The organism is Roseofilum sp. KMC-1 (assembly GCF_057802075.1).
This window is the reverse complement of record NZ_CM173605.1, coordinates 4596815-4622490: the sequence shown is the minus strand read 5'-3', so window position 1 is coordinate 4622490 and position 25676 is coordinate 4596815. Positions and strand designations below refer to the sequence as shown.

The 25676-nt window shown below is 46.6% G+C and carries 21 protein-coding genes and 1 pseudogene; 13 read left to right on the top strand and 9 right to left on the bottom strand.

Annotated features, from left to right (window positions below):
* Positions 1-135: 135 nt before the first annotated feature.
* On the bottom strand, positions 136-2244 hold the full coding sequence (locus AC3FZD_RS21250; RefSeq protein WP_488737941.1) for a recombinase family protein: 2109 nt from the start codon (positions 2242-2244) through the stop codon (positions 136-138).
* A 123-nt stretch (positions 2245-2367) separates the two neighbouring features.
* Here AC3FZD_RS21250 and AC3FZD_RS21245 point away from each other — a divergent pair, with 123 nt between their 5' ends.
* The 3 genes from AC3FZD_RS21245 to AC3FZD_RS21235 all read left to right on the top strand — a co-directional run bounded on the left by AC3FZD_RS21245 (position 2368) and on the right by AC3FZD_RS21235 (position 4961).
* Positions 2368-3714, top strand: a complete 1347-nt coding sequence (locus AC3FZD_RS21245; RefSeq protein ID WP_488737940.1) for a proton extrusion protein PcxA — start codon at positions 2368-2370, stop codon at positions 3712-3714.
* A gap of 124 nt (positions 3715-3838) precedes the next feature.
* Entirely contained in the window at positions 3839-4303 is a 465-nt protein-coding gene (locus AC3FZD_RS21240) for an MEKHLA domain-containing protein (protein ID WP_488737939.1), read from the top strand.
* 196 nt (positions 4304-4499) lie between these two features.
* Positions 4500-4961 (top strand): GNAT family N-acetyltransferase, encoded by a 462-nt coding sequence (locus AC3FZD_RS21235; RefSeq protein ID WP_488737938.1) that lies wholly within the window; start codon positions 4500-4502, stop codon positions 4959-4961.
* Between the two features lie 91 nt (positions 4962-5052).
* Here the strand turns inward: AC3FZD_RS21235 and AC3FZD_RS21230 are convergent, their stop codons facing one another.
* Positions 5053-6210 carry a ferrochelatase gene (locus tag AC3FZD_RS21230; protein WP_488737937.1) on the bottom strand — a complete coding sequence of 386 codons (1158 nt, stop codon included), beginning with the start codon at positions 6208-6210 and terminating at the stop codon, positions 5053-5055.
* Between the two features lie 350 nt (positions 6211-6560).
* On the opposite strand from AC3FZD_RS21230, the gene AC3FZD_RS21225 reads away from it, so the two are divergent.
* The 3 genes from AC3FZD_RS21225 (at position 6561) to AC3FZD_RS21215 (ending at position 10092) form a co-directional block, all read left to right on the top strand.
* On the top strand, positions 6561-6704 hold the full coding sequence (locus tag AC3FZD_RS21225) for a hypothetical protein (RefSeq protein ID WP_488737936.1): 144 nt from the start codon (positions 6561-6563) through the stop codon (positions 6702-6704).
* A 110-nt stretch (positions 6705-6814) separates the two neighbouring features.
* Positions 6815-9643 (top strand): DNA polymerase I, encoded by a 2829-nt coding sequence (polA, locus tag AC3FZD_RS21220; protein ID WP_488737935.1) that lies wholly within the window; start codon positions 6815-6817, stop codon positions 9641-9643.
* A gap of 197 nt (positions 9644-9840) precedes the next feature.
* Positions 9841-10092, top strand: coding sequence for a DUF4351 domain-containing protein (locus AC3FZD_RS21215; protein WP_488737934.1), 252 nt, complete (start codon positions 9841-9843; stop codon positions 10090-10092).
* Positions 10093-10171: 79 nt separating this feature from the next.
* On the opposite strand, the gene nblB is transcribed toward AC3FZD_RS21215, so the two are convergent.
* The 3 genes from nblB to hemB form a co-directional block, all read right to left on the bottom strand.
* Complete coding sequence (nblB, locus tag AC3FZD_RS21210) at positions 10172-10837, bottom strand: phycobilisome degradation protein NblB (protein WP_488737933.1); 666 nt, start codon at positions 10835-10837, stop codon at positions 10172-10174.
* Positions 10838-10878: 41 nt separating this feature from the next.
* Complete coding sequence (locus AC3FZD_RS21205) at positions 10879-11340, bottom strand: CBS domain-containing protein (RefSeq protein ID WP_488737932.1); 462 nt, start codon at positions 11338-11340, stop codon at positions 10879-10881.
* Between the two features lie 97 nt (positions 11341-11437).
* Positions 11438-12421, bottom strand: a complete 984-nt coding sequence (hemB, locus tag AC3FZD_RS21200; RefSeq protein WP_488737931.1) for a porphobilinogen synthase — start codon at positions 12419-12421, stop codon at positions 11438-11440.
* Between the two features lie 166 nt (positions 12422-12587).
* Between hemB and AC3FZD_RS21195 the strand changes: the two genes are divergently transcribed.
* Positions 12588-13829: a flavoprotein gene (locus tag AC3FZD_RS21195; RefSeq protein WP_488737930.1), complete on the top strand. Its 1242-nt coding sequence runs from the start codon at positions 12588-12590 to the stop codon at positions 13827-13829.
* 64 nt (positions 13830-13893) lie between these two features.
* On the opposite strand, the gene prfC is transcribed toward AC3FZD_RS21195, so the two are convergent.
* A complete protein-coding gene (gene prfC, locus AC3FZD_RS21190; protein ID WP_488737929.1) occupies positions 13894-15510 on the bottom strand; it encodes a peptide chain release factor 3 in 1617 nt (538 codons plus the stop codon).
* A gap of 264 nt (positions 15511-15774) precedes the next feature.
* Here prfC and AC3FZD_RS21185 point away from each other — a divergent pair, with 264 nt between their 5' ends.
* Positions 15775-17766: an FAD-dependent oxidoreductase gene (locus AC3FZD_RS21185; RefSeq protein WP_488737928.1), complete on the top strand. Its 1992-nt coding sequence runs from the start codon at positions 15775-15777 to the stop codon at positions 17764-17766.
* Between the two features lie 150 nt (positions 17767-17916).
* Here AC3FZD_RS21185 and AC3FZD_RS21180 read toward each other — a convergent pair whose 3' ends face one another.
* Both AC3FZD_RS21180 and AC3FZD_RS21175 read right to left on the bottom strand, forming a co-directional pair.
* Complete coding sequence (locus tag AC3FZD_RS21180; RefSeq protein ID WP_488737927.1) at positions 17917-18951, bottom strand: M42 family metallopeptidase; 1035 nt, start codon at positions 18949-18951, stop codon at positions 17917-17919.
* Positions 18952-18961: 10 nt separating this feature from the next.
* Positions 18962-20455: an ammonium transporter gene (locus AC3FZD_RS21175; protein WP_488737926.1), complete on the bottom strand. Its 1494-nt coding sequence runs from the start codon at positions 20453-20455 to the stop codon at positions 18962-18964.
* A 308-nt stretch (positions 20456-20763) separates the two neighbouring features.
* Between AC3FZD_RS21175 and AC3FZD_RS21170 the strand changes: the two genes are divergently transcribed.
* The 4 genes from AC3FZD_RS21170 to AC3FZD_RS21155 are packed head-to-tail and all read left to right on the top strand — an operon-like array spanning position 20764 to position 24009.
* Complete coding sequence (locus AC3FZD_RS21170) at positions 20764-21444, top strand: hypothetical protein (RefSeq protein ID WP_488737925.1); 681 nt, start codon at positions 20764-20766, stop codon at positions 21442-21444.
* 24 nt (positions 21445-21468) lie between these two features.
* Positions 21469-22884, top strand: coding sequence for a bifunctional orotidine-5'-phosphate decarboxylase/orotate phosphoribosyltransferase (locus tag AC3FZD_RS21165; protein WP_488740401.1), 1416 nt, complete (start codon positions 21469-21471; stop codon positions 22882-22884).
* A gap of 59 nt (positions 22885-22943) precedes the next feature.
* The gene (locus AC3FZD_RS21160) at positions 22944-23414 is read left to right on the top strand and encodes a tetratricopeptide repeat protein (protein WP_488737924.1); all 471 of its coding nucleotides are present in this window, start codon (positions 22944-22946) and stop codon (positions 23412-23414) included.
* A gap of 25 nt (positions 23415-23439) precedes the next feature.
* On the top strand, positions 23440-24009 hold the full coding sequence (locus tag AC3FZD_RS21155; protein WP_488737923.1) for a Uma2 family endonuclease: 570 nt from the start codon (positions 23440-23442) through the stop codon (positions 24007-24009).
* 88 nt (positions 24010-24097) lie between these two features.
* Here AC3FZD_RS21155 and AC3FZD_RS21150 read toward each other — a convergent pair whose 3' ends face one another.
* Positions 24098-24655, bottom strand: a complete 558-nt coding sequence (locus tag AC3FZD_RS21150) for a Uma2 family endonuclease (protein ID WP_488737922.1) — start codon at positions 24653-24655, stop codon at positions 24098-24100.
* Positions 24656-25100: 445 nt separating this feature from the next.
* On the opposite strand from AC3FZD_RS21150, the pseudogene AC3FZD_RS21145 reads away from it, so the two are divergent.
* Positions 25101-25547, top strand: a pseudogene (locus AC3FZD_RS21145) (class I SAM-dependent methyltransferase); the annotation flags it as partial.
* Positions 25548-25676 lie beyond the last annotated feature (129 nt).

Here is a 25676-nt window from a genome sequence, read left to right as displayed (position 1 = left end):
TTTGCACTCCTATCTACTCCACCACTGACGGCGATCGCACTTTATCTTTAACTCGATCGAACCACCAAGATAGTAACATAGCTACTGAAATCTGAAGCGTATTTGCCCCAGGCGATCGCTTTGAACAGTAGGACTTTAATCGATGGAAGGGTTGGTTTTACCCATGAGTTCTTGACTGGCGCTCACCAACGCAAATAAGGGGCCGGTTTGTTCTGTACCATTGACGGCTAGATCGCTGTGGCACAGATAGAGGCGCTCTTCTACGCGACTGAGTAAGTCATGTAAGATGCGTCTGAGTCTCTCTTCATCGGCTTCTTGCATGTGTTCAACTGTCCAGGGTTTTCCTAAACGGTGTTGTAAAAATAGGGGAGCGGCCCAGAGGTTGGCGGCTCCTCCTTTGAGCCATAGGGGAGAGCTGGCATCGAGCCAAAAGTGCCATCGGTGGGAAAGGCGGCTGGAACGGTATTGGAAAATGGTGGCGAGGGTGACGGCGTTGGCTTTGGGGCCGGTGGGTCGGACGGGGTAAGGGTTGGCGGTGATTGTGCCTTGGCGTAGGAGTTGGATAAATTGGGGTAGGGGGGAGTGGTGGGGATGGAGGCGATGATGAGTTTGCCAATAGTGATGGGCGGTTTCCATGAGTTCGCGGATGGCGGCGAGTTGGTCGTAGGGGAGGGTATGGCAGAGGTAAAAGCGGGTAATGGCGCGGTCGAGGAAGATGAGGGGGGTGGTGAGTAGGCGTTCTGAGTGTTCTTTTTTTTGGCTTTCGATCCAGGTGTGGATTTGGTTGTAGGCGGTGCTGGGACGATAGCCTAGCCGATCCCAACGCTCGAAGACTTCTAGGGGGAGGAGGTGGGGATGGTGGGAATCGGGGACGTAGCAGTGAGCGGCGATGAGTCCAGCTCGCACGGGGTCGATCCAGTAGGGGGGGGGTTGGTTGGGTTGGGTGGCTCCGAGGAGGGGATGGCTGAGGATGATGAGCATTTCGGCGATCGCCTCTCGGTTAACCAGTCGCCCTAAACCGGGATACACCAGGGTGAGGAGGGTGAGGAGGGCGCGAATGAGGGAGGAGGCGATCAGGGGTCGCTGTTCGTTGAGGGGACGTAGGGGAATGTTGGCTCGATCGAGGAGATGGAGTAGGGTATAGCGGGCGATGTCGTCTAGTCCTGGGGCGATGATGGCGATGTCTTGGGGGGGGATGTGCTGGTGGTGAATAGCATCGATGAGGGTTTGGGCGGTTTCTCGTAAAAGTTGCGATCGCGAAATGGTTTGCAGCGATCGAATCTGTTCTGGAGGTAGGAGAATGGGTTGGGCGAAGAGGGGGTTAATGATTTGTTGGATTTGATCGAGGTCGAGACTTCTGGCTAGTCCTGAGTTGGGTTGATTTCCTAAATGTTCAATTTGGCAGCGTTGGGCAATTTGGGCCATGTATTGAGGGTCGGCATTGAGGCCGAGGCGAATACCGCCATCGGGGTTGTAGGTGAATAAACAGGGGTGCTGATGCTCTAGAAAGAGTTCAAATAGAGGCCGCATGAGGGGGGGATATTCGTCTACGTCATCGGCGCAGAGGCTCTGATAGCGGTGTAGGAGATAGGTTTGGTAGGGGCGATCGCCGATTAAATGCTGTCCATAGAGATCTAGGGCTAGTCCATAGGTGAGCCAGCCATGGGTTAAGCACCAACTGCGCCATTGCTTCAGAGCAGAGCCGATATTCTCCCAGAGATCGGGGGTTTTGCTTAGGCTTGCCAGTTGTCCGTCTTCGAGAATTGTGGGGATATCGGCGATCGCCACACCACTGGCGGCTGCTAGGGCCCAGATGTCTAAGAGTTGGCGCACCAAGCGCAGGGGGGACACTCCTTCTAAGCTTAAGGCTCCCCCGTCGAGATCCTCTTGCCATAAGGCTTGGGCTAATTCTTGCTCGGTTTCTGGCCGCAGATGCAGGGGAAACGGGGATTCTATCTCCAGTTGTTGCATGAGTTGGGGCCAAAATAAACTGACTTGATTGAGGCAGAAGCCTAGGGGGGTGGTCGTTTGGCTTAATAGGGCGGATCTAGGGGGGTCTAAGGTGGTGAGGCGATCGTCTAAATCTAGACGATTATCCCCTGTTGCGGCGAACAGGAGAATTCTCGGATGAGCGATTGAACCAGCATCGGATTCTAGCCAGACTTGCTCGCCGATATACTCCAGCAAACGGCGGGTTTTTCCACTGCGGGATGGCCCCACTATCCAAAGAGAATCTAATGACACGCTACACGAGTTAGAACACATTTGATAAGATACAGTCCATGGCGATCGAGCCTTAGAATTTACAATCTTCTCCCCGGCAAGATTTCATCCTGCTCTCTTTGTCTCTGAACTTCCTAAAATCCTATGGCTAAAGGCTCTCCTTGGCAAAAGCTTCAATCTTCTTTTGGTTTCCTCAACCGGTGGTTTTGGCAAACCCCGGATCGCGCCTTAGATGATGCCTATGAAGCTGTACTCAAAATTCAGGCGATCGAAGATGAATACTTTGGGGGAGAAAAGATCGTTCCTAGTTCTCCTCAATATAATACCACAGTTCAGTCCTATTTTAAGCGCGAATTAGCCAATAACTTAAACACCGCTCGCATTCGTTTATCCGAATTCAACACCAGCCGTTTATTTGTCAATTCTTCCTCTCGCAAATTAGCCAATAGTCTCTGGGAATCAACCAACATCAACCTAGACAAAAGTCCCATTGAAGACTCCCAAATTACTCTAGAAAAACTCACCACGATCGATCAAATACTCAGTCGCTACAACGCTCAATCCAACAACACCCCAAACCCCTCTAACTCTAAAGCCGTCATTCCCTTTGACCCATCCCAATCTCTAAGCATACCCAAATCCAAACCTCTACCCCCACCCACTGTCGAAGAAATCACCAATGCAGAAACCATTTCCGACCAATCCAGTTTTCTGCCCCGCACTATCTTAGGAACCTTCAAACGAGTCCAAAAAGAACTCGATCCTAAGACCGAAGAAGAATTAATGAATCGGTTTCGGATCTCTAAATTCAAAACCATTATTTCCTTGAGGTTCATCTTACTAGCTTTTCTGATTCCCCTATTAACCCAACAAATTGCCAACAATTTTATTGTCGGCCCCATTGTCGATAAATTTAAGGAACGGGATCAAATTTCTGTATTTCTGAATGAAGATATGGAAGCCGAAGCTTTCATGAAGTTAGAAAAATTTGAAAGCCAGCTTAAATTTGAAATGCTCATTGGCGATCTTCCCGAACTCAGCCCCAAGGAAATCCAAGAAGAGCTGCACCATAAAGCAGAAGAGATTAAAGAAGAGTTTAGAACTGAAAGTTCGGATGCAGTAAAAAATATCTTCTCTGATTTTTTTGCCTTTGTTGCATTTGGCTGGGTTGTCTATACCAGTAAGCGAGAAATTACGGTTCTTAAATCTTTCATGGATGACTTGGTTTATGGCTTGAGTGATAGTGCCAAAGCCTTTATTATTATCCTCTTTACTGATATGTTCGTCGGGTTCCACTCTCCCCACGGTTGGGAAGTGATTCTCGAAGGCTTATCTCGACATTTTGGACTCCCCGAAAGTCGAGAGTTTATCTTCCTCTTTATTGCTACTTTTCCCGTTATTCTAGATACGGTCTTTAAGTATTGGATTTTCCGCTACCTCAACCGTATTTCACCTTCTGCTGTTGCTACCTATAAGGAAATGAATGAGTAATGACTCATCTTCTTATTGCCCATCCTTCAAGGGTTGGACATCATGAAAATGGGTATAATCAATACAGCGCGTTCCTTTTGGGTTAGTTGAAACCACATTTCTAAAAAGTAAACACAAAACTTTTATGGACTTTCTTTGGCAAAAACAAACTGTTATCGATCAAACTCAATTAATTCTCAACAGTTATCAGCACTGGTTCGGTTCTCCCTTGTTGAATCCAGAACAAGGGCCAATAGAGCTGGCAGAACAGTTGTTTGAAGCTCCGTTTGTTGTCTTTTCCCATGGGACTCAATCTGATCCCATTTACAATTATGGCAATCGTCAAGGCTTAAGATTATGGGAATTAAGCTGGGATGATTTAATCCAAACTCCTTCCCGCACCACAACTGAACCTATGGGTCAGGAAGATCGAGATCAAATCCTTGCTGATACCTCGACAAAAGGCTATGCTAAAGGGTATTCTGGCGTGCGAATATCCAGTAGGGGTAAACGCATCTTGATTAAGGATGTTATTCTCTGGAATCTGATCGATCAACACCAGAACCATAAAGGGCAAGCGGCGATGTTTTCGGACTATCATTTTCTGTAGGAGAATAGATCGGAGGATGCCCAAACCCGCAGATACAGCGCGAAGCGCTGTAGTGGGGGAGTGGGGGAGTGGGGGAATGGGGGAACAAATAACAGATTGGGTAGCGCTTTGAGCCATTTTAGCTATCGTTAAAAACAGTCATTAATGTACCTCATAGCAGAGGAAACTGCTGTATTGATAGTAAAGGTTTAATCGGATGAAGATTCGAGTGGCTCAAGCATCTGATGTCCCCGAACTGGCAGCGCTGTATTCTCAAACGGTTCGGGTACATGGAGGAGAACATTATACCCTAGAGCAGACGGAAACTTGGGCTGCTTTTGCCTTGAATCAACCCCATTTCCGTCAATTTATCCTCAATGTTACCACATTTGTAGCGGTAGATGAAACGGGAATTTTAGGGTTTGCGGGTATGGGTGGAGATGGCCATATTGCCTCACTTTATGTGCGCCATGATGGTCTGCGTCAAGGCATTGGTACTGCTCTGATGAAGGTGGTTTTAGAGTATGGGAAAAGTCGGGAAATGAAACGGCTTTATGCTGAGGCGAGTTGCTTTAGTTTGGGTCTGTTTAAGAAGTTTGGTTTTCAGGTCTATGATACTGAGATTGTAGAGCGTCAAGGGGTAGAGTTTAAGCGTGATTTGGTTGAATTGAAGTTATAATAATTAACAATTACAGGATTTTTCTCGGCTAATCTCATTTCTCTATAGGGTGCGTTACGCTCTTGCTAACACACCCTACTTTTTTGTTTAATTAATGATGATGGTGATGATGATCGGAGTCATGATCGTGATGATGGTGGTGGTGATGATGATGCTCAACACCGAGTTGGGTATTCACGGCTAAGGCTTCTTCTGAGAGCAGATCTTCAATGTGGGAATCTGCCCAATGGGCTGCCATGTGCAGGAATTCGGGATGATCGTTGGCGCACTCCATTTGAATATAGTTGATGTCGGAGTATTGACGCTGCAAGGCTTCGATAATATGCTCGACATCGAGTAGGGTTTCGTGGTTTTCGGTGACGAAACCAATGGGCATGAAAACGATCGCCTTTGCTCCAAGCTGAATCAGGTTTTCGGCTGCTAGTTTAGCGTCGGGTTGTGTCCATTCAATCAGGGGGGTATCGTGGTTGAGCCAACCTACGGAAATTAGGGGATATTTGTAAATCAGTTTTTCCCGCACTAATTCATAGAGGGTTTGGCTTTCAGTAATACCGGAGGTGAAGCCTTTGGCTTTATGGGGACAGCCATGATTCATGAGGACGATGCCAATTTGGGAGGGTAAAATGCGATCGCGCAATTTCTGGGCGATTTTTTCCTCGACTAATTGCGCCATAAGGTTGATATAGTCGGGTTGGTTGTAGAAGGAGGGAATATAGCGCTCTCCGGTTACCCAATGTTGGCTCCCCTCTTCTTTTGCCAATGCTTGATTGACTTGTTCAACGGCAATACCACTGGTGAAAATGGAATCAACGACGAGCAGGGGATAGATGAGCAGTTTGTCAAAGCCTTCTGCTTTAATTTGCTCTAAGACTTGCTTAGGAAGAAAGGGAGCGCAAAAGTTAAAGGCTTTAAAGACTTTAATGCGATCGCCCCATCTTTGCTGTAAGTGTTGCTCAATTCCGGCTCGCTGACGCTCAAAAATAGCATTGTGGGGGGAGATGAAATTACCATGCTGATGACTCCATTCATGAAGATCGAACATCGCTAGGAGCTTGGCTAAGGGGGGGTAGATCCAGGTGGGAACCGGCGCAAACTTAGCGGTGAGAAGATTTAGGGCTTGTTCGTTATAATTGGCAAAGTCTTCATAACTTTCCACTTCACCATAACCCATTAGCAGAACGGCAACGCGAGACGACTGGCGATCGCCTATGGGGGTTTGTTCTGAGTATTTTTCTGGAGTTGCAACCACGGGTGTTTCCTCAGTGAGTTTACGATCGGTTTTTTCTAGGGTAGCATCCCCCTAGGGGGGATTGGGGGAGTGGTGCAGCAAACAACTATAGGAAGATCGAAAGCTAAAAATTTTATAAAGATTAGTGGCTTGTGGCAGAAATACGGACAATATCAGTGAAGTTCAATTAACTTGGGTCGTCAAATAATCGGGAAAACCAAATATGAAGTGTGAATAAATCTTAAAAATAGGGTGATTTCCTCGATGTACCTAGGAACGATCTTGGATACAGTAATAATGAGGGTAAACAATCCAGCTATTGATTGGGTGGTCTATACAGATGTAATTGGAAAAAGTGTGAGGTAAGGGCAATGAAATCTAAAACGATATCTATGGTAATTGAAGCAATCCTCGTTACGCTGGCGATCGCCATCTGTCAAAGCTCATTCTCAGAAGTTAACCGTGGGCAGTTATCCCTTGAGGGCGATCGAGTAGTTGTCAGTCAGATCTCCTAACCGGTTCCCCCCGCACCCCACAAGCCACAATGTTATAATCAAAATAATTTTTAATTTTTTCGGCTGTCGCCGAGATGAAAATTTTTAATTTTTAATTTTTAATTGTAATTGTGGCTTCAACTTCTTCTCGCCCTCTCCTACTGCTCATTGATGGACATTCCCTCGCCTTCCGTGCCTATTATGCCTTTGCTAAAGGGCGGGATGGAGGACTGAAAACCCGTGATGGCATTCCTACAAGCGTCTGCTTTGGCTTTCTGAAGTCCATGTTTGAAGTCCTGGAAAAAGAACATCCTCAAGCCTTAGCGGTAGCATTCGATCGCGCTGAAGCCACGTTTCGCCATGATGCAGATGTAAACTATAAAGCCAACCGTCAGGAAACGCCAGAGGACTTTATCCCGGATCTGCAAAACCTACAGGAGATTTTAGCCGCGCTCCAGGTATGCATTGCTACTTGTGCGGGGTATGAAGCGGATGATGTTCTGGCGATGTTAGCCGAGCGGGGAAGCGAAGCAGGATATCGTGTGAAGATCTTAACGGGCGATCGCGACTTATTCCAACTTGTAGATGCCCAAAAACAAATCAGCGTCCTGTATCTTGCTGGAGGAAGCCAAAAACGCGATAGTGCCGCCAATGAATTCGATCCAGCACAAGTCAAAGAAAAAATGGGCGTTTATCCTCACCAAATTGTAGACTATAAAGCCCTCTGTGGCGATCCCTCCGATAACATTCCTGGGGTTAAAGGCATTGGGGAAAAAAGCGCCGTTAAACTCCTGCAAGACTATGGCACATTAGATGGTATTTATGCATCCATAGATCGGATCAAAGGCGCAATGCAAAAAAAACTAATCGCCGGTAAAAAGGATGCCTACGATTCCCAATTTTTAGCCCAAATTACCGCTCAAGTTCCCCTCGATCTGAGCCTAGAGAATTGTCATCTGCAAGGCTTTGCACCCCAGCGATTATCAGAGTTATTCCAAGACTTAGAATTAAAGGAATTTGGCAAAAAAATCGATCATTTTCAAACTCTGTTAGGGGGAAAAGGGGCAGAAGTGCCACAATTTGAAGATGTTAGTACCGATCCAGAACTCGATTTTTGGACAGCCGCAGAAACGGAAGCCGCGCAAGCCGAAAAACAGTTACCCTTTACCCCCCTTATCATCGATACTGAGCAAAAATTAACCGATTTAATCAAAAAGCTCAAAACCTGCCAAGATCCGCAAAATCCCGTTGCTTGGGATACAGAAACCACTGCCTTAGAACCCAGGGATGCCGAATTAGTCGGTTTAGGCTGCTGTTTTCAGCAGCATAAAACCCCCACCGTTGCCTATATTCCCCTTAACCACAAACGGGGACAGAATTTAGATAAAAAAAACACCTTAGAACTGCTGCGCCCCTTGCTCGAAAATCCCGCCTATCCTAAAGTCTTGCAAAATGCAAAATTTGACCGCTTAATCCTCAAACATCAAGGGATTAATCTGCAAGGCGTTGTTCTGGATACTTTGCTTGCCAGCTATGTCTTAAATCCCGACAGTAATCATAGCCTTAGTGCTTTAGCGCAACAAGAATTAGGCATCATTCCCCAAAGTTACGAGCAACTGGTTCCCAAAGGACAAACCATTGCTGATATTGATATTTCTCTGGTTGCCGAATACTGTGGCATGGATGCCTATGTCACATTCCAGCTTGTCCCAATCTTTGCCGAAAAATTGAGCCAATTTCCCCAACTTCAGCAGCTTTTAAATGAGGTTGAACTTCCTCTAGAGCCGATTTTAGCCCAAATGGAATGGACAGGCATTTGCATCGATACCGATTATCTGGAAACCCTCTCCAAGGAATTAACGGATAAACTGAAAACCATTGAAAAAAAAGCCTATCAAGCTGCTGGTGAAGAATTTAATTTAGGTTCCCCCAAGCAAGTCAGTACCCTATTATTCGATAAACTGCAATTACCCACCCGCAAATCCCGCAAAATTAAAACCGGATATTCCACGGATGCTGCTACTTTAGAAAAACTGCAACCGGAGGATAAAACGGGAGTGGTTGAAGCAATTTTAGAATATCGCACCTTAGATAAATTAAAATCTACTTATGTGGACGCTCTGCCCCAGTTGGTACATCCCCAAACCCAGCGAGTGCATACGGATTTTAACCAAGCAGTTACCAGTACGGGGCGTTTATCTTCTTCTAACCCGAATTTACAAAATATTCCCATTCGGACTGAATTTTCCCGCCAAATTAGAAAAGCTTTTATTCCTCAGTCAGGATGGATATTAGTTTCGGCTGATTATTCGCAAATTGAGTTAAGAATTTTAGCCCATTTAAGTGACGATCCGACGCTGGTTGATGCCTATCAAAATCAGCGCGATGTGCATAAAGTGACGGCTCAATTACTGTTCGATCGCCAGGAAATTACCCCAGAAGAGCGCCGGTTAGGAAAAGTGATTAATTTTGGTGTAATTTATGGCATGGGGGCGCAACGGTTCGCTAGGGAAGCAGGGGTAAGTGTAGCGAAAGGAAGGGAGTTTATTGAGCGGTTTAATCGCCAATATCCGAAAGTGTTTGAGTATTTGGAAAAGACGAAAAAACGGGCAATGAAGCAAGGGTTTGTGGAAACGATTTTGGGCAGACGGCGCTATTTTGATTTTAAACAGAGTGCTAAAAGGGAGGATGAATTATTACGAGCAGCCGCTAATGCCCCCATTCAAGGTTCGAGTGCTGATTTGATTAAGATGGCGATGGTGAAATTGGATGAAGTTTTACATCCCTATCAAGGGCGGATGCTGCTACAAGTTCATGATGAGTTAGTGTTGGAAATGCCGCCAGAGGAGTGGGAGGAGTTGGGGAGGAAAATTAAAGAGACGATGGAAAATGTAGTTTCTTTAAAGATTCCTTTGGCGGTAGAAATTCATCGAGGGAAGAGTTGGATGGATGCGAAGTAATGAGTAAGGGAGCGGATCAAAGGTATTGCATTTTGGTAGAAAAGAGATTATCCTAACAATACGACTTAGTTAAGGTGCTGAACCCTGGAAGAATTTTAAAGGATCAACTATGAACCATCCAAAACTAACTGGGAGTTGATGATATTTTTCCTGAAGCCAAATGACTCAATATTAGAAATTAAAACGGAGATGGGACGATGGCAAGCATGATGCATTGGATGGAAGAAGGCAGAGAAAAGGGCAAGCATGAGCAGGCAGTCACGATGATTTTGCGGCAACTGCCTTGGAAAATTGGTGCGGTTAAGCCCTATTTACAAGAAGAAATTGAAGCTCTATCTCTGAGTACCCTAGAGGATCTATCCGTTGCTTTGCTGAAGTTTTCTGATTCTGAGGATCTGGAATTATGGTTAGAGCGAAGCGCGAGAAAAAGCCCCCTGATGATCTCTTAATTTCCTTTCCTGGTTTATTGAGTAGGGGCAAAACATTTTTTGCCCCGTTCCCAGTACGATCGCCGAAAGTGCAGTCAATTTAGGGATAGGTATTTTTAGCCGCGATCGCCACTTGCTCTACTGGATCTTCAGCCAGTCTTTTCAGAGCCGAATCCACCCCTTCCCCTTGTGCCCCCAAACGGTGCAGCGCTTGAGCGATGCGGTGGCGTACTTGCCAATCGGGATCGTCAATTAAGGGAAATAAATACTCCGCCGCTTCTACATTACCCAACTCTCCCAAAGCGCTGACGGCAGAGGCACGAACCAAATCTGTAGAGGAGTTGAGAGCTTGTTGGAGTAAGTTAAGGGCACGAAGATCGCCCAATTCTCCCAAAGTTGCCACAATACTCATCTGCAATAGCCATTCCTGAGTATTGTGATAAGCTTGTTCTAAATCAGGATAAGCTTCGGTTAAGTGCAACGCTCCAATGCCATCAGCCGCCGCCGCTTTGACATCAATTTCCGGATCGTTTTCCAGGCGATCGCGTAAAATCTTTAAACTTTCCTCTCGATTTGCCTCTCCCACCGTCGATAACTGACTCACTGCCGCATAGCGCACCCGCACATTACTATCGATAGCTAAGGCTTGAATTTTCGGAAATGCCACCACCGGATCGAGCAGACGCAGCATATTCACCCCTCGCAGGCGATCGCCATAATTTTCCGAATCCAATAATTGCTGAACTGATTCCGGGGTTACACTCATACTTTATAAAACACTCTTAATAAGGTTATCAAGGAAAAAGCCTAAGCCTGAGCATCGAGATCGCGCAAAATATCCCCTCTAGTGAGGATACCCACCAACTTCTGCGCCCCATCCAAAACCGGCAACCGGCGGATATTATGTTTTTGCATTAACTTCGCCGCATCTCGCAAAGAGCGATCGCCCGTCACCGAAATCGGATGATTGCTCATCACCTCACCCACCGTCAACCCCATCGCCTTCCGCAAATCCTTCTCATAGGTTGACGGATTTTCCAAATAAATCACACTATCCAACAGCATAATATAGGGTGGCGGCTCCACTCCCGTTTCTTGCCACATCAAATCCGCCTCTGAGATTACCCCAATCAGCGTACCCTCTGCATCGACAACGGGTAAACCACTAATACGGTGTTCCACCAACAAGTGAATCGCCTCCTTCAAGGATGTATCCGGGCGAACCACCAAAGGATCTTTCGTCATGACATCAGCAACGGTTTTCGGCATAGGGGCCTCTCCCAAAAATTTGGTATTGAGTGTAACTATTATAGGGGAAATAGGGGCAAGCAAATTTTCGCCCCTACTGGGATAGATTCACTGTTCATTAAGCTTGCAGCCATCGAGCCGCATCTTTAGCATGATAGGTGAGAATCAGATCTGCCCCTGCCCGCTTAAAGCTGGTTAAGGTTTCCATCACCACCCGGCGTTCATCAATCCAATCATTGAGAGCAGCCGCTTTAACCATAGAATATTCGCCGGAAACATTGTAAGCGGCAACGGGCAAATTAGAGGCTTGCTTCACTTGCCAAATCACATCCATATAGGCTAAAGCAGGTTTCACCATCAGCATATCTGCGCCTTCAGCCATATCTAAATCAATTTCCTTGAGGGCTTCCCGACTATTCGCGGGGTCCATTTGATAGGTGCGGCGATCGCCAAATTGGGGGGAAGACTCCGCCGCATCTCGGAAGGGGCCATAATAGGCGGAAGCATACTTAGCTGCATAGGACAAAATCGGGATATCTTCAAATCCCGCTTCATCTAACGCCCCGCGAATCGCTTGTACAAAGCCATCCATCATTCCCGATGGGGCAATAATATCAGCTCCCGCTTTCGCTTGGGAAACAGCCGTTTTCTTCAATAATTCCAGGGTGGGATCGTTCAATACCCGTCCCGTCAGATCTCCGACTTCCAAGTAACCACAATGGCCATGATTGGTATATTCGCACAGACAAGTATCGGCAATTACCACTAGATCCGGAACCGCTTCTTTAACTGCTGTAGCCGCTTTTTGGATCATGCCACAATCATGCCAAGCGCCCGTTGCTTCAATATCTTTGGTTTCCGGAATTCCAAAGAGGATAATCGCCGGAATGCCCAAATCATAGACTTCTTTGGCTTCGTCTACAATTTTATCCACCGAGAGCTGATACACACCCGGCATGGAGCGCACTTCTTTAGCTACGCTTTCACCGGGTACAGCAAACAAGGGATAAATTAAATCATTGGTGGTTAAAACATTCTCTTGCACCATCCGGCGCAAACTGGCAGAGCTACGGAGGCGGCGAGGGCGATGAATGGGAAACATAGTTAGGGATTTACAAACAGTAATCTAAATAAATGGAGTGTATTTGAGCATTGTATAGCGATCGCCGATCCCCCTCTACATCCGAGTCATTTTTCTCAATGTTTTGTAACGTTAGCCAGAGCCAACCTCAAGCAAAATATGACCCATTAGCCATTACCCTTCTCCTATGGAACCTTGGAATTTTACCCCACCTCTCCCCTCTGAATTAGGCGATCGCCAAGTCCCCCTACAGGGAACCCATCTACAAGGAAAACGCATTGCTCTACTCATTACCGGCAGTATTGCCGCCCTCAGAGCACCCTTACTTGCGCGGGAACTGCGACGGGAAGGAGCAGAAGTTATCGCCTTTACCTCCCCTGAATCCCTACGCTATACCACCCTGGACAGCTTAGAATGGAGTACCACCCATCCGGTTATTACCCAGCTAACGGCTGCTGCCGAACATCTCAGCGATGGAGCGCCTTTTGATGCCTATGTTGTCGCTCCTGCTACCTACAATACGATTAATAAAATGCGCTACGGTATCGCCGATGGTGTGATTACTTCTACCCTAGCTTCTGCACTCGGAAAACTCGAACAAGGACAAACGAAAATCTTGCTTGCGCCCACGATGCACGGCAGCTTACACAATCGAATTTTAACCGAATCCCTCCAGCAATTACACCAATGGGGCGTAGAAATCATGCCCCCGAAACAAGCTTACGGCAAAGATAATTTACCCGATTTACGCTCAATTGTGGTCAGGGTTTGTCGCTTAATCAGTTCTTCTGCTCTAAAAGGAATTCCTATTTTAGTTACCGGTGGCCCTACTCCCGTTCCTATTGATAATATTCGCCGAATCACCAATCGCTTTCGCGGGACTTTAAGCATCAAAATCACTGAAGAACTCTATTTACGGGGTGCAGAAGTGCAGTTAATTTTAGGAACCGGTGGCGATACTCCACCGCCCTATTTACCCTGTAAAATCGCTCAAACTTATGAAGATTATGCTCAATTGGTTTTAGGACAATTACAGGAAATGCCTTATGTTTTTGGTGTCTTTTCTGCTGCTGTTGCCGATTACCAACCGGAGCAAGTCTTACCGGGAAAAATTCCGAGTGGTAGTGCTTTACAGTTTCTAAAATTAGTCCCTACAGGTAAAGTGATTGAACGGGTAAGGGCAGGGTTTCCAGACCTATATATGGTGAGCTTTAAGTATCAGGAAAATGTCAGCCATGAAGAATTAATTGAAATTGCCCAAGGGCGACTCAAGCAAGGGTATAATGCGGTGGTCGCTAATCGTGGAGAAGAGACGGGAGCGCAAGGGGAGCAAGTTGCTTATTGGGTATCGGAGAATCAAGTCCCGGTGAAGATGATGGGTAAAGAGGGAATTGCTAGGGCGATCGCCGATCGCTTGGAAGAGGTATAGAGTTGATTTGAATAGCAATGAGACATTGTTGTAGGGGTGGGTTTCAAACCCACCCCTACAATTTTTAATTGATTCCAGAAGAGAGGGGGGCAATCGCACTCAATCTCAGATCCCTATGATCGCCCTGCACTTGTTGTAAATTCCACTCATTCTTAAACAGTAGCACCGGTCGATCCCAATTATCCTTAACGGTCATCGTATTAAACAAGCGGCCAATTTTGTCCAAAATTTCCCAGCCATTCAGCACCCATCGCGCCACTGAATAGGGTAACAGCTCCGTGCGAGTGTCTACCCCATATTCATTCAAGAGTCGGAATTGTACCACTTCAAATTGTAACTGGCCCACAGCAGCTAAAATAGGATCTCGCTTGGCTTCATCGCTCGAATACATAATTTGTACCGCTCCCTCTTCCCGCAATTGGGTTACCCCTTTGTGGAATTGCTTAAACTTGGAGGGATTGGGATTTCTCAAATAGGCGAATAATTCTGGCGAAAAACAGGGAATCCCTTCATATTCCAATTTTTTGCCCGTATAAATCGTATCGCCGATCGCGAACACGCCCGGATTATTCAAGCCAATGACATCGCCCGGATAAGCCACATCTACCGATTCCCGGTCTTGAGCAAACAGTTTTTGAGGACGTGATAGGCGCACCGTTTTACCCGTGCGGGCATGACTAACGGTCATATCTTTCTCAAATTTACCCGTACAAACCCGCACAAATGCCACGCGATCGCGGTGTTTCGGGTCCATATTCGCCTGCAACTTGAATACAAACCCCGTAAACTCCGGATACTCTGGGGACATCAACCCCTCAGAGCTTTTGCGCTCTCCCGGTTTCAGGGCATAGTCTAAAAAGGCATCCAAAAACAACTGCACGCCAAAATTGGTCATCGCGCTACCAAAAAACACCGGGGTTAGCTCTCCCGCGTGGATCTCTTCTAAGTCAAACTCTGACCCTAACCCCTCCAACAATTCCAAATCTTCCTTAAGCTGATCATACAAATCCTGGTCTAGTAACTCCTCAATGCGCGGATCGCCCAAGAGAATCATGGTATCTTTTGCCGTTCGCTTACCATGGGCGTTGCGTTCAAACAGATGGATTTCCTGAGTGCGGCGATCGTACACCCCTTGAAAGCGATCGCCCGTACCAATGGGCCAATTCACCGGATAGGTTTTCAAACCCAATTCCTTTTCAATTTCGTCCAATAACTCCAGAGGTTCGCGGGTGGGGCGATCCATCTTATTAAAGAACGTAAAAATCGGAATCTTCCGCATCCGACAGACTTCAAACAGCTTGCGGGTTTGCGGTTCCAACCCCTTGGCCGCATCCTCCAACATCACCGCATTATCCGCAGCCGCTAAAGTGCGATAAGTATCTTCACTAAAATCCTGGTGTCCCGGAGTATCCAACAAATTAATCTGACAGTCATGATACTGGAACTGTAACACCGTCGAAGTAATAGAAATTCCCCTCTGTTGTTCCATGGCCATCCAGTCGGATGTGGCTCGGCGCTGACTAGCCCTAGCTTTAACTGCCCCCGCTTCATGAATTGCTCCACCATAGAGCAGCAATTTTTCTGTTAGCGTGGTTTTCCCCGCATCGGGGTGAGAAATAATCGCAAAATTACGTCGGCTGTAAACCGCTTTTTGAATTTCCGTAGATAGATCGATAGACATTAGGAATAAGAATTAACCACAGAGTGAGAACAACAATTAGCTCTAGCACTAAAGATCTATGATAAGCCATGGGGCAAAGAATTGAACGTCAGTTTGGGTTCAGCTGACCCATTCAAACCAACGCCTTAAAATTTTGTAAGGCAATGTAGCTTAAACAAAACTTTTCTGCCATATCGATGACCTTTAACTATGATATGAAGACGGGCACAAACGATTGAAAAGTGGATAGACTGGATACCCCAACTTACATCTACTTAAAAGTCTATGATCAAAAAATATCTAGGATTAGTCTGTACTTTAATCATGACCGGATGCTGGTCGAGCGTGGCACTAGCGACTCCGGAACCGGATCGAACGGTCTCCTGCGATCTGCTGGTGGTGGGGGGTGGACTGGCGGGAACGGCAACCGCTTATGAGGCACTGCTGGGGGGTAAAACGGTTTGTCTGACGGAGTTGACGGACTGGGTGGGGGGTCAAATTTCTTCCCAGGGGACTTCGGCTTTGGATGAACGAACGACGCAAAGAGCGAAACTGTTTTATTCTCGTGGGTATTTGGAGTTGCGCGATCGCATCTTTCGTCGCTATGGCAAGCTCGATCCGGGTGACTGTTGGGTGAGTGTTTCCTGTTTTCTCCCCAAAGATGGTCATCTAATCTTAACGGAGATGCTGGAAGCGGCAGCAAAACGGGGGAAGGGGACGCTCCATTGGTATCCGCATACGGTGGTCAAAGACCTGGATTATAATGGCGATCGCACCCGGATTGAAGGGGCGATCGCCATTCAACACCAAGCTGCACTTTTCGCTCCTCCCCTGAATACGCGCTTCCTCTCCCAAACCCTGGAAGATGCTTACACCTACGACAATTCCAAGTACCTAACTAAAACCATTATCCGGTTTAGTCCGCCCCAAGGAAAACCCTGGTATGTCATCGATGCGACGGAAACCGGAGAATTAATTGGACTGACTAACGTTCCCCATCGTCTGGGGATCGATCGGCGATCGCCCCTAGAACCCTCTTCAGCCAGTGAAACCGGCGATCCTTACTGCACCCAAGGCTTTACCTACACCTTCGCCATGGAAGCCATGGACTCACCCCAACCCCAGTTGATGCCAGCGTTTTACCCCCAATATGCTCCTTACTACAGCTACGAATTAGAGCGTCTAGCCAGCTTTGATTTAGTCTTCACCTATCGGCGGATCTGGAGTCCAACCACGGGAGAAAGCACCAGATTTGGGGGCATTGGCTTTACTCAACCCACCCCTGGAGATATCGCCATGCAAAACTGGACTTGGGGTAATGATTACCGTCCGGGAACTTCAGTTGATAACTTTATTTACACCTCTAATCAACTGCAAGCTATGGGGCAATTGCAGCCTGGGGGATGGTTGGGAGGTTTACGGGTGGATGCCTTACGCAAAGCCGAAGAACATGCTTTAGGATTTTATTACTGGTTAGTTGCGGGTACTACGGATTCCCAATTGGGGGATGGAGTCAAAGACACTCATCCCAACTATCGCTTTTTATCTGGGTTAGACTCACCTATGGGAACGGCTCATGGACTCTCCAAATACCCCTATATGCGGGAAGGACGACGGATTATCGGCCGTCCCAGTTGGGGTCATGAGGATGGGTTTATGATCTGGGAAATCGATATTTCGCGCCAAGGATATACGGATGAGTATTATCGCCAAGCCTTACCTCCAGAGCAATACAGGACTTTTCGAGCGGCGATCGCCGGATTAGAGGCGATCGAGGTCTTGCAGTCTGATACTTTACCTAATCCTCCCCAACGGCGCACCCGTTCCACCATCTATCCTGATGCTGTTGGCATTGGTCATTATGCGATCGACTTTCACCCCTGCATGACGGAAACTCCCCCAGAAAAACCAGGAAACACGGAGCGCGAAGGAGAGCGTCGAGGCGCTGGTACGGCTTATCCCTTTCAAATTCCCCTACGAGCGATGATTCCTCAACAATTAAATAACCTTTTAATTGCGGGTAAAAGTATCGCTGCGAGTCATATTGCTGCTGCTGCCTATCGGGTACATTCCTTTGAATGGTCAGTGGGTGCAGCCGCCGGAAATACGGCAGTTTTTGCCCTGGAAAATAATATTATGCCCTATGAATTAGTGGATAATTTGCCTGCACCAGAACCGCAGTTAGAAGCCCTGCAAAAACGGTTAGTGCATCAGGGAAATCCGATCGCTTTTCCCAATACCTCGATTCTCAATGAGGATTGGGACAATTGGAGGTAATGGGGAGATGGGGGGATGGGGGGATAGGGAGATGGGGAGATGGGGGGATGGGGGCTATACTTCATGAAGAAGAGAAAAGCTCTATTTTTTTTCTTCTAATCTGTGCCCCAGGCAGTACAAAGCTTGAGTTTTAAATTTAAAGTGGATGCCTCATAAACGATCGCAATAACTGACCAGGACTTCTAAACAATTGGCGATCGCCCCTAAATGGGCAATTTCATAGCCGTGGGTATTCTGGGTGGGGAAGCCCAAACAGGCTCCACGAGCCACATGGCCGAGTTTCATGGCAATGGATGCATCACTGCCAAAGCCACTTAAAACCGCCCATTGAAGAGGGATATTCGCCTTATCGGCTGCCTGCTGTAACTCGCCATTTAAGCCCTCATCGTAGAGGCCATAACTATCTTGGGAGAGCAAAACCGGAGCGACTCCATCGGCGATGGGATATTCGGGAGCTAAGGGGCAAATCTCTAGGGCAATTAAGGCTTCTAACTGATGGCGCTGGCTAAAATATAAAGCTCCTATTGCCCCCACCTCTTCCTTAGCGGAAGCGACCAAATAGATATCAATGGCAGGTTCTTTGACTCCCTCGGCTAAGGCTAAAAGAATGGCTACCGAAGCCTTGTTATCTAAGGTATAACTGGCAATATAATCCTGCAATCGCAGGGCCCGCTTGCGCTGTTTTCCCACTACCACGCGAGTTCCGGGACGGACTCCAGCTTCGTGTAACTGCTCCTGGCTCAGTTTGGTTTCGATCCAAACCTTTTCCCACTCTACCGGCTGGGTTTCCTGCTGTAGCTTTTGGGGAGATTCATGGGAGACATGACGAGAGCCAAAACTAAGGATACCGGAAAGGGTGCGGCGATCGCCCAAAATATCAACCACACCCTCCCCATACACCCAAGGAAACGAGCCTCCTAGTCGAGCCACCTCCAACCGTCCCCCTGGTTTGATGCGCTTGACGATGGCCCCAATTTCATCCTTATGGGCTGTAATGGCGATTGCCCTGCTGTTATCTTTACCGGGAATTTTAGCCACCACATTATCAGCCCAATCTACCTTCACCTCAACTCCCAGACGCTCAAACTCAGCCAACAGAAACTGAGTCATTTCTCCCTCTACTCCACTGGGAGAGTGGAGCATCACCAGATCTTCAATCCGTTTAAACCAGCTATCTCCGTTCATCAATCTCCCTTCAATCTTGCTCTTTGATAAATCCACTATAGGCTTCCATACTATGTTCGCTCAGATCTAAGCCTTCTTGTTCCTCCATAGGAGTTACTCGTATACCCACCGTAAAGCTCAAGGTTAACCAGAACAACAAGCTAAAGGTAATCATGGCAAATCCCACTGCCAACACCCCCAACAACTGATTGAGGAATTGGGAATAGCCCCCACCAAACAACAATCCTGCCAATGGCCCCTGGAGGTCGGTATACCAAGGATAAATATTTGGCCCCACACTAAATAGGCCTAGTGCCAATGTTCCCCAGATCCCACAGACTAAATGTACAGAAATGGCTCCTACTGGGTCATCAATGCGCCATTGTTCCAAGTAGACTACCGAAAAGACCACGATGATACCGGAGATTACGCCAATGGCGATCGCACTACCAATATGGATATAAGCACAGGATGCTGTCACTGATACCAAGCCCGCCAAAATCCCATTAATAATCATGGTCAGATCGGGTTTGCCAAAATAGCGCCAAGACACCACGGTGGCAGTTACTCCACTGGCGGCGGCTGACATATTGGTGGTTAGAATAATATGGGTAATCGCTTCTGGATCGGCCGTCAAGGTTGAACCCGGATTAAATCCAAACCATCCTAACCACAGAATCATACAACCCAGGGTAGAAATGGCTAAATTATGACCGGGAATTGCAGCAATTTGCCCATCTGGATACTTATCCATGCGCGGCCCTAATAAAACTGCTCCCATAAATGCCCCCCATCCCCCCACAGAATGAACGACGGTCGATCCAGCAAAGTCCCAAAACCCCAGTTGGGCTAACCATCCATCCCCCCAAATCCAATGGCCAATAATGCCATAGGCTAATCCGACTAAGCCCACACTGAAGAGGATAAAAGCAGCAAATTTAATCCGTTCGGCTACTGCTCCAGAGACAATGGTTGCGGCCGTACCTGCAAAAGCTAGTTGAAAGAAAAATTTCGCTTTTAGGGGAATTGCTGCCCAATCTAGGGAACGATAGATTCCTTCATAGGCTTCACCAATGGCTGGACTATTGTCAGGGCCACTTAAGAAAAACCCTTGCACCCCAATGAAGGGGTTACCATCGCCAAACATTAAGGCAAATCCCGTGGCCCAAAAGGCTAGAGACGATAAGGCGAATACAATCAGATTTTTTGCTAAAATATTAACAGCGCTTTTGTGACGGCAAAAGCCTGTTTCTAGCATGGCGAAGCCAGCATTCATAAAAAATACCAGCACTCCAGCAAAAATTACCCACAGGGTATTCAGGACGATTTGGATTTGATCGGGGATGTCACTACTTGAAGGGCTGGGAGTCTGGGCCTGGGCGATCGCCTGCCATGCAAGAGGAATTAAAGTCGTCATTACTCCCAAGCTTACCCAAAACCAAAGGGAGTGTTGCTTGATGCTTATTGACAATTGAGTTGGTTTCTTTGAGGTTTTTGGCTCAAACTGTAAATACGGTTTTCTCATCTCTTAAAATACACGGATTTCGGGTAAACTGTTTAAGTCTCATTAACAACTGAATAAAAGCGTGAATTCTCTAGCCATGGGAAAAAATCTAGGGAAAAGATATCCACCTTAGCAATCTCAACTTTGATTGTGCATGAAAGATCCGACCATTAAATGAATTAAATGATACAGAATTTTTTCGCTGTTTTCTGTTACACCGATCGTAAGGAATTCCTTAAAAACGGTTAATCAAAAGATTAAAATATAAACTTAGCTTATACTTTACAATTTTCTCCATGGTACTCTGAATCCATTTGTCTAATCCTTCTATGACTAATCCAAGAGCGACTGTTCTTTTATGTCAACCCTCCGATTTCCAACGGTGGATATGGCAAAGAGTTTTAATCTGCCAAAACTTGGCAGTGATCCTGGCAGCATCTGCCGCCAAGGTATTGGAAATGCTAGAAGAGATCCAATCTAGTGGTCATCCGCAACCGGTGGTTATTCTGATGGATCGACAAACTTCAGATTTAGAGCCAGATCTATTCTGTCGCTGCTGCCAAGATCGAGATCCAGAAATCCCGGTGATTCTGTTAGAAAGTACCGATCCAGAAGTGACTCATTCCCAACGACAAGCGGCGATCGCCTATGGAGCGATCGAGATCCTGCCTCCTTTTGAAGCTGATACCCTAGCGCTTAAAGTGATTGCGGGCATCAAAAAAGTCCTATTGGCTCTGGGCGGATTAACCATTTATAATGATCCTCTGGTTTCCTGTCTACTTGCCTTAAAACAGGACATGGAAAATAGCCCATCTTTATCGGTTCCCTCCCTGGAGAGTGCCCTGAAGCCTGAAGATGCCTTGGAGACTGCTTCTAATGCCTTTGCTGCATCTGAACATAAGGGAGAGAGTCCCCCTCATCTGCAACCTGTACCTTCTGTGCAAAAACCAGGACAAAATAATTCGGAAAAAGCGCGTCATAAACGAGTGTATCGAGGCAGAGTATACTAGGGTACGGTTTGAGCAGGAGGGATGATGGGTTTTTGGCAGAAGTATGAAGGGGCGATCGCGAAAACGGATAGTCTGCTCTACGCGAATCTCGATCCGGATTGGGAGCGGTTAGTAACTGAGGATTTAGAGCAGGATTTACAGCAGAGAATTGCCCAAACTCAGGATCTTGTTTGTGCCTATACCTTGAATTTGGGTGCTTATCAAATTTTAGGGGCTGAGGGCATAGCTTTACTGCAATCGATCCGGCGATCGATTCCCCTATCGATTCCCATTATCCTTGATGCCCAATATAGCGATTTAGAGACGAGTACGGGGTTTGCACGGTTGGTGTTTGAAACTTGGCAAATGGATGGGTGTACGGTATTGCCCTATGCGGGTTTAGACCAAGTAGCTCCGTTTTTGATGTATGGCGATCGCCTGGTTTTTGTCCTCTGTTATACTGGTAATCCTTCCGGCTCTGTTCTCCAAGATTATCCCCATAGCGATACCCCTCTCTATCTCCATCTTGTCGAAGCTGCCCAAAGTTGGGGCACACCGGATCGAGTTGCCCTATCTTTAGGAGAAGTGATGCCGGATGTGTTGGCGCAAGTCCGTTTAGCGGCTCCAGAACGGTTGATTTTATTGACGGATTATGATAGTATATTCCCGGATGTAACAGAAATTTTAGATGCGGGTTTGAATGGCAGTGGGGATGGCTTATTACTGCCGATTCCTCCGGAAATCTTCGCAGAGGATAATCCTAGGGAGGCGATCGCTAATTTACGGGACAAAATCAATCAAGAACGACAACAAAAACTTGAAGGTCGTCCTACCTGTGAGCTATGGGTTCCCGATGTCTGTTTCTTGGAGGCTACGCCCTATCGAGATTTAATCCTGCAACTCTATGATATTGGCTGCATCACCTTTGGCGATCATGTACAAGCTTCTGGTGCAGTGTTTCCTTACTACATTGATCTGAGAAAAATTATTTCTTTACCGCAAATTTTCCATCAAATTGTCAGCGCCTATGCTGATATTTTGAAGACTTTAGAGTTTGACCGCATTGCTGGAATTCCCTACGGAGCCTTACCGACAGCGACTGGGTTAGCCTTGCGCCTAGAACATCCGATGATTTATCCTCGCAAAGAGGTGAAAAATCATGGGGCAAAACGGTTAGTTGAAGGTCATTTTGAACCGGGTGAAAAGGTGGTGGTGATTGAGGATATTTTGATTACGGGACGCAGTGCCATGGAGGGAGCGGCAAAACTTAAATCTGTGGGTTTAGAAGTTGAAGATATTGTGGTGTTTATCGATCATGAGCGGGGAGTGAAAGAGAAACTGAAAGAACAGGGCTATTGCGGCCATTCGGTTTTAACTTTATCGGAAATTGCCCAAACGCTGAAAGAAGGGGGACGGATTACGGGGGATCAGTTTGAGTCCTTGATGAGCGAACAGATCTGAATTTTGCTCAAAACTCGAAAAGGGTAATACACTAGAAAGAAAGACCCTCGTAGAAAACCATGCGCGATCCAGAATTAGATGGTTTGCTATCCGATCTCCAGAGTGACTCCGAACCTGTGCGCGAACAAGCGATTCAGGAACTATGGCGGCGCTGGTTTAATCAGAAGGGGATGATGGGTTTAAAGCGGCTGCAACAGGCTCAGAGAGTCTTGGATGCGGGTCAATTTGACAGGGCAGAAGAGGTGCTAACGGAAGTGATTCGGGATTGGCCAGATTTTGCGGAGGCTTGGAACCGGAGAGCGGTATTATATTATATGCGTCGGGAGTATTACAAGGCGATCGCCGATTGTGAGGAGGTGGTGCGCTTAAATCCGCATCATTTTGGGGCGCTGCATGGGTTAGGATTGTGTCATGCGGCTCTGGCTCAGTATCGGGAGGCGATCGGGGCGTTTCGTCAAGCTTCGGCGATTGTTCCCCATGCGATCGAGAATCAGCGCCTCATCCTTGAATGTACTGCCCGGTTAAGTTAAATGCCGATATCTGTGGTCAGGACGTATGGTAACTTTAATGCTCGATCCGATTATTCAACTTACCTCTGAGCAATTTTATCAACTCTGCCAACAAAATCCAGAGCTTAAACTCGAACGCAGCGCAACGGGAGAACTGGATCTTATGCCCCCTACAGGTGGTGAAACGGGCCGTGTGAATACTAAACTGATTCTGCAACTGGCTCTGTGGAATGAACAAACCCAACTCGGTGAAGTTTTGGATTCTTCGACTGGGTTTCATTTACCCAATGGTAGCGATCGCTCCCCAGATGCAGCTTGGATTACTAAAGAGCGTTGGCACAATCTTACCCCAGAACAGCGCGAAAAGTTTCTCCCCCTGTGTCCCGATTTTGCTGTGGAAATTCTGTCTCCGAGCGATAGTTTGGCCAAAACTCAAGCCAAAATGCAAGAATACCTCGATAACGGTTGTCGTCTGGGTTGGTTGATTAACCGCAAACAGCGCCGGGTGGAAATTTACCGTCCCGGACAACCCCCAGAAGTGCTAGATGCTCCCAGCAGTGTATCAGGTGGAGAGGTTTTGCCAGGTTTCTCCCTGGACTTGACTGCGATTTGGTAGGGGGCGATCGCCGATTGTGATCTCAAATCCGAATAATTAGTTACACTATGTTGGGTTGTGGTGGGTATTGCCCACTTTACTACAACTACTACAATATTTTTTGCAAAGCGACGGTAAAACCCGGAATCACATCTTCTCCTTCTAGGATTGCATTCTCTGGATATTGCGTAATCGAACCATCAGCACGATAAACAAAAGCACGACGGTTGATGCGATCGATTAACCATCCTAATTTCACCCCATTGTCGATATATTCTGCCATCTTTGCTTTTAACTTAGTTAAACTATCCGTCTTAGAACGAATTTCAATGACAAAATCAGGGACTATATCGCAAAATTCGTCTTCTCCAGTATCCCATTCCTCTGAGAGACGTTCTCTGGCAATAAAAGCAGCATCAGGAGAGCATAACGCACCGTTAGGAAGTATAAAACCCGCACTTGAACTAAAAACTTCTCCTAATTCATGAGAGTCTACAAAGGCGAATAAATAAGCACCTGCTTTTAGTTCTCGATTACTAGAAATTTTTCCAGTTGGTGGCATTGTGATTAAAGTTCCATCGGCATTGCGTTCAAATCTCAGTCCGGGATTTTGGGAACTGAGTTGCATTAATTCTGCATCAGTAATGGGTTTAATGGCTAGGGTCATGATAGCGTGATCGCATGGGTTTGTTTGTTTCCTCTCATATTAACCCTCTCTCTTGATAAGTGGTTGTTGAGTACCTCTGTTACAGGGTGGGGGGATGGGGGGATAGGGAGATAGGGGGTTTCAGGAACAATAATGTAGCAAACATTTAAGAATTTGATTTATAATGACTCTTAACCTCGATCGCATCTTCCACTGGGTTTCATTTACCCAATGGCAGCGATCGCTCTCCGGATGTCGCTTGGATCGCTAAAGAGCGTTGGCATAATCTTACCCCAGAAGAACGGGAAAGGTTTCTCCCTGGATTTGACTGCGATTTGGTAGGGGGCGATCGCCTGGCTAAAACTCAAGCTAAGGTAAATGAATCTGATCGCTTTCCTGAGCAAATGGGGAATACTAATTCAGTAACATAAAACAGACTTCAATTGAGAATCGGGTAAAAGAAACAATGCTAAGTGAATCAAATATTGCCGAATGTCAAAGTAAGTTTAATCTCAGCTATCATGTCTCTTTTGCCCATATCTGTCAAGAGTTAGTTGGTTTTGCTGGAAAAGATGTTTTAGAAGTAGGGGGAAGTCTCCCTCCAGAATTCGTTTTTGACTATCTTCATGTAAAATCTTGGTCAGGAATAGAAACGCCAGAGTATGAAGAGTCTTTAAAAGAAGCAGGGGGATTATCTCATACAGGAACCATTCTTTACGATCTCAAGGATATTTCTAAGTTAGGATTTAAGGACAGAACTTTAGAAAAATATAATTTTTTCTTAGCCAATATAGAAGATTTACCTCCAGAATATTACGAAAAATACGATCTGATTTTTTCCATTGCCACTTTTGAGCATATTCATAAATTACCGGCTGCCTTAGATAAGATGTTTCTGGCTTTAAAGCCGGGTGGAAAACTCTTCTCACTATTTGCACCCATATGGTCATCTCATGATGGGCATCATTTACCCAAGATAACCGATCGCTCTGGCCAGGTTTTCGAGTTTGGCAATTCACCCATTCCACCTTGGGGACATTTA

Excerpts from the sequence above, each read along its gene's own strand:
- AC3FZD_RS21150 (WP_488737922.1), bottom strand. The coding sequence starts at position 24,655 with ATGACCCTAGCCATTAAACCCATTACTGATGCAGAATTAATGCAACTC.
- AC3FZD_RS21195 (WP_488737930.1), top strand. The coding sequence starts at position 12,588 with ATGGAACCTTGGAATTTTACCCCACCTCTCCCCTCTGAATTAGGCGAT.
- AC3FZD_RS21160 (WP_488737924.1), top strand. The coding sequence starts at position 22,944 with ATGCGCGATCCAGAATTAGATGGTTTGCTATCCGATCTCCAGAGTGAC.
- AC3FZD_RS21225 (WP_488737936.1), top strand. The coding sequence starts at position 6,561 with ATGAAATCTAAAACGATATCTATGGTAATTGAAGCAATCCTCGTTACG.
- AC3FZD_RS21165 (WP_488740401.1), top strand. The coding sequence starts at position 21,469 with ATGGGTTTTTGGCAGAAGTATGAAGGGGCGATCGCGAAAACGGATAGT.
- AC3FZD_RS21215 (WP_488737934.1), top strand. The coding sequence starts at position 9,841 with ATGGCAAGCATGATGCATTGGATGGAAGAAGGCAGAGAAAAGGGCAAG.
- nblB (WP_488737933.1), bottom strand. The coding sequence starts at position 10,837 with ATGAGTGTAACCCCGGAATCAGTTCAGCAATTATTGGATTCGGAAAAT.
- AC3FZD_RS21235 (WP_488737938.1), top strand. The coding sequence starts at position 4,500 with ATGAAGATTCGAGTGGCTCAAGCATCTGATGTCCCCGAACTGGCAGCG.
- prfC (WP_488737929.1), bottom strand. The coding sequence starts at position 15,510 with ATGTCTATCGATCTATCTACGGAAATTCAAAAAGCGGTTTACAGCCGA.
- AC3FZD_RS21175 (WP_488737926.1), bottom strand. The coding sequence starts at position 20,455 with ATGAGAAAACCGTATTTACAGTTTGAGCCAAAAACCTCAAAGAAACCA.
- AC3FZD_RS21205 (WP_488737932.1), bottom strand. The coding sequence starts at position 11,340 with ATGCCGAAAACCGTTGCTGATGTCATGACGAAAGATCCTTTGGTGGTT.
- hemB (WP_488737931.1), bottom strand. The coding sequence starts at position 12,421 with ATGTTTCCCATTCATCGCCCTCGCCGCCTCCGTAGCTCTGCCAGTTTG.
- AC3FZD_RS21170 (WP_488737925.1), top strand. The coding sequence starts at position 20,764 with ATGACTAATCCAAGAGCGACTGTTCTTTTATGTCAACCCTCCGATTTC.
- AC3FZD_RS21240 (WP_488737939.1), top strand. The coding sequence starts at position 3,839 with ATGGACTTTCTTTGGCAAAAACAAACTGTTATCGATCAAACTCAATTA.
- AC3FZD_RS21245 (WP_488737940.1), top strand. The coding sequence starts at position 2,368 with ATGGCTAAAGGCTCTCCTTGGCAAAAGCTTCAATCTTCTTTTGGTTTC.
- AC3FZD_RS21155 (WP_488737923.1), top strand. The coding sequence starts at position 23,440 with ATGGTAACTTTAATGCTCGATCCGATTATTCAACTTACCTCTGAGCAA.
- AC3FZD_RS21185 (WP_488737928.1), top strand. The coding sequence starts at position 15,775 with ATGATCAAAAAATATCTAGGATTAGTCTGTACTTTAATCATGACCGGA.
- AC3FZD_RS21180 (WP_488737927.1), bottom strand. The coding sequence starts at position 18,951 with ATGAACGGAGATAGCTGGTTTAAACGGATTGAAGATCTGGTGATGCTC.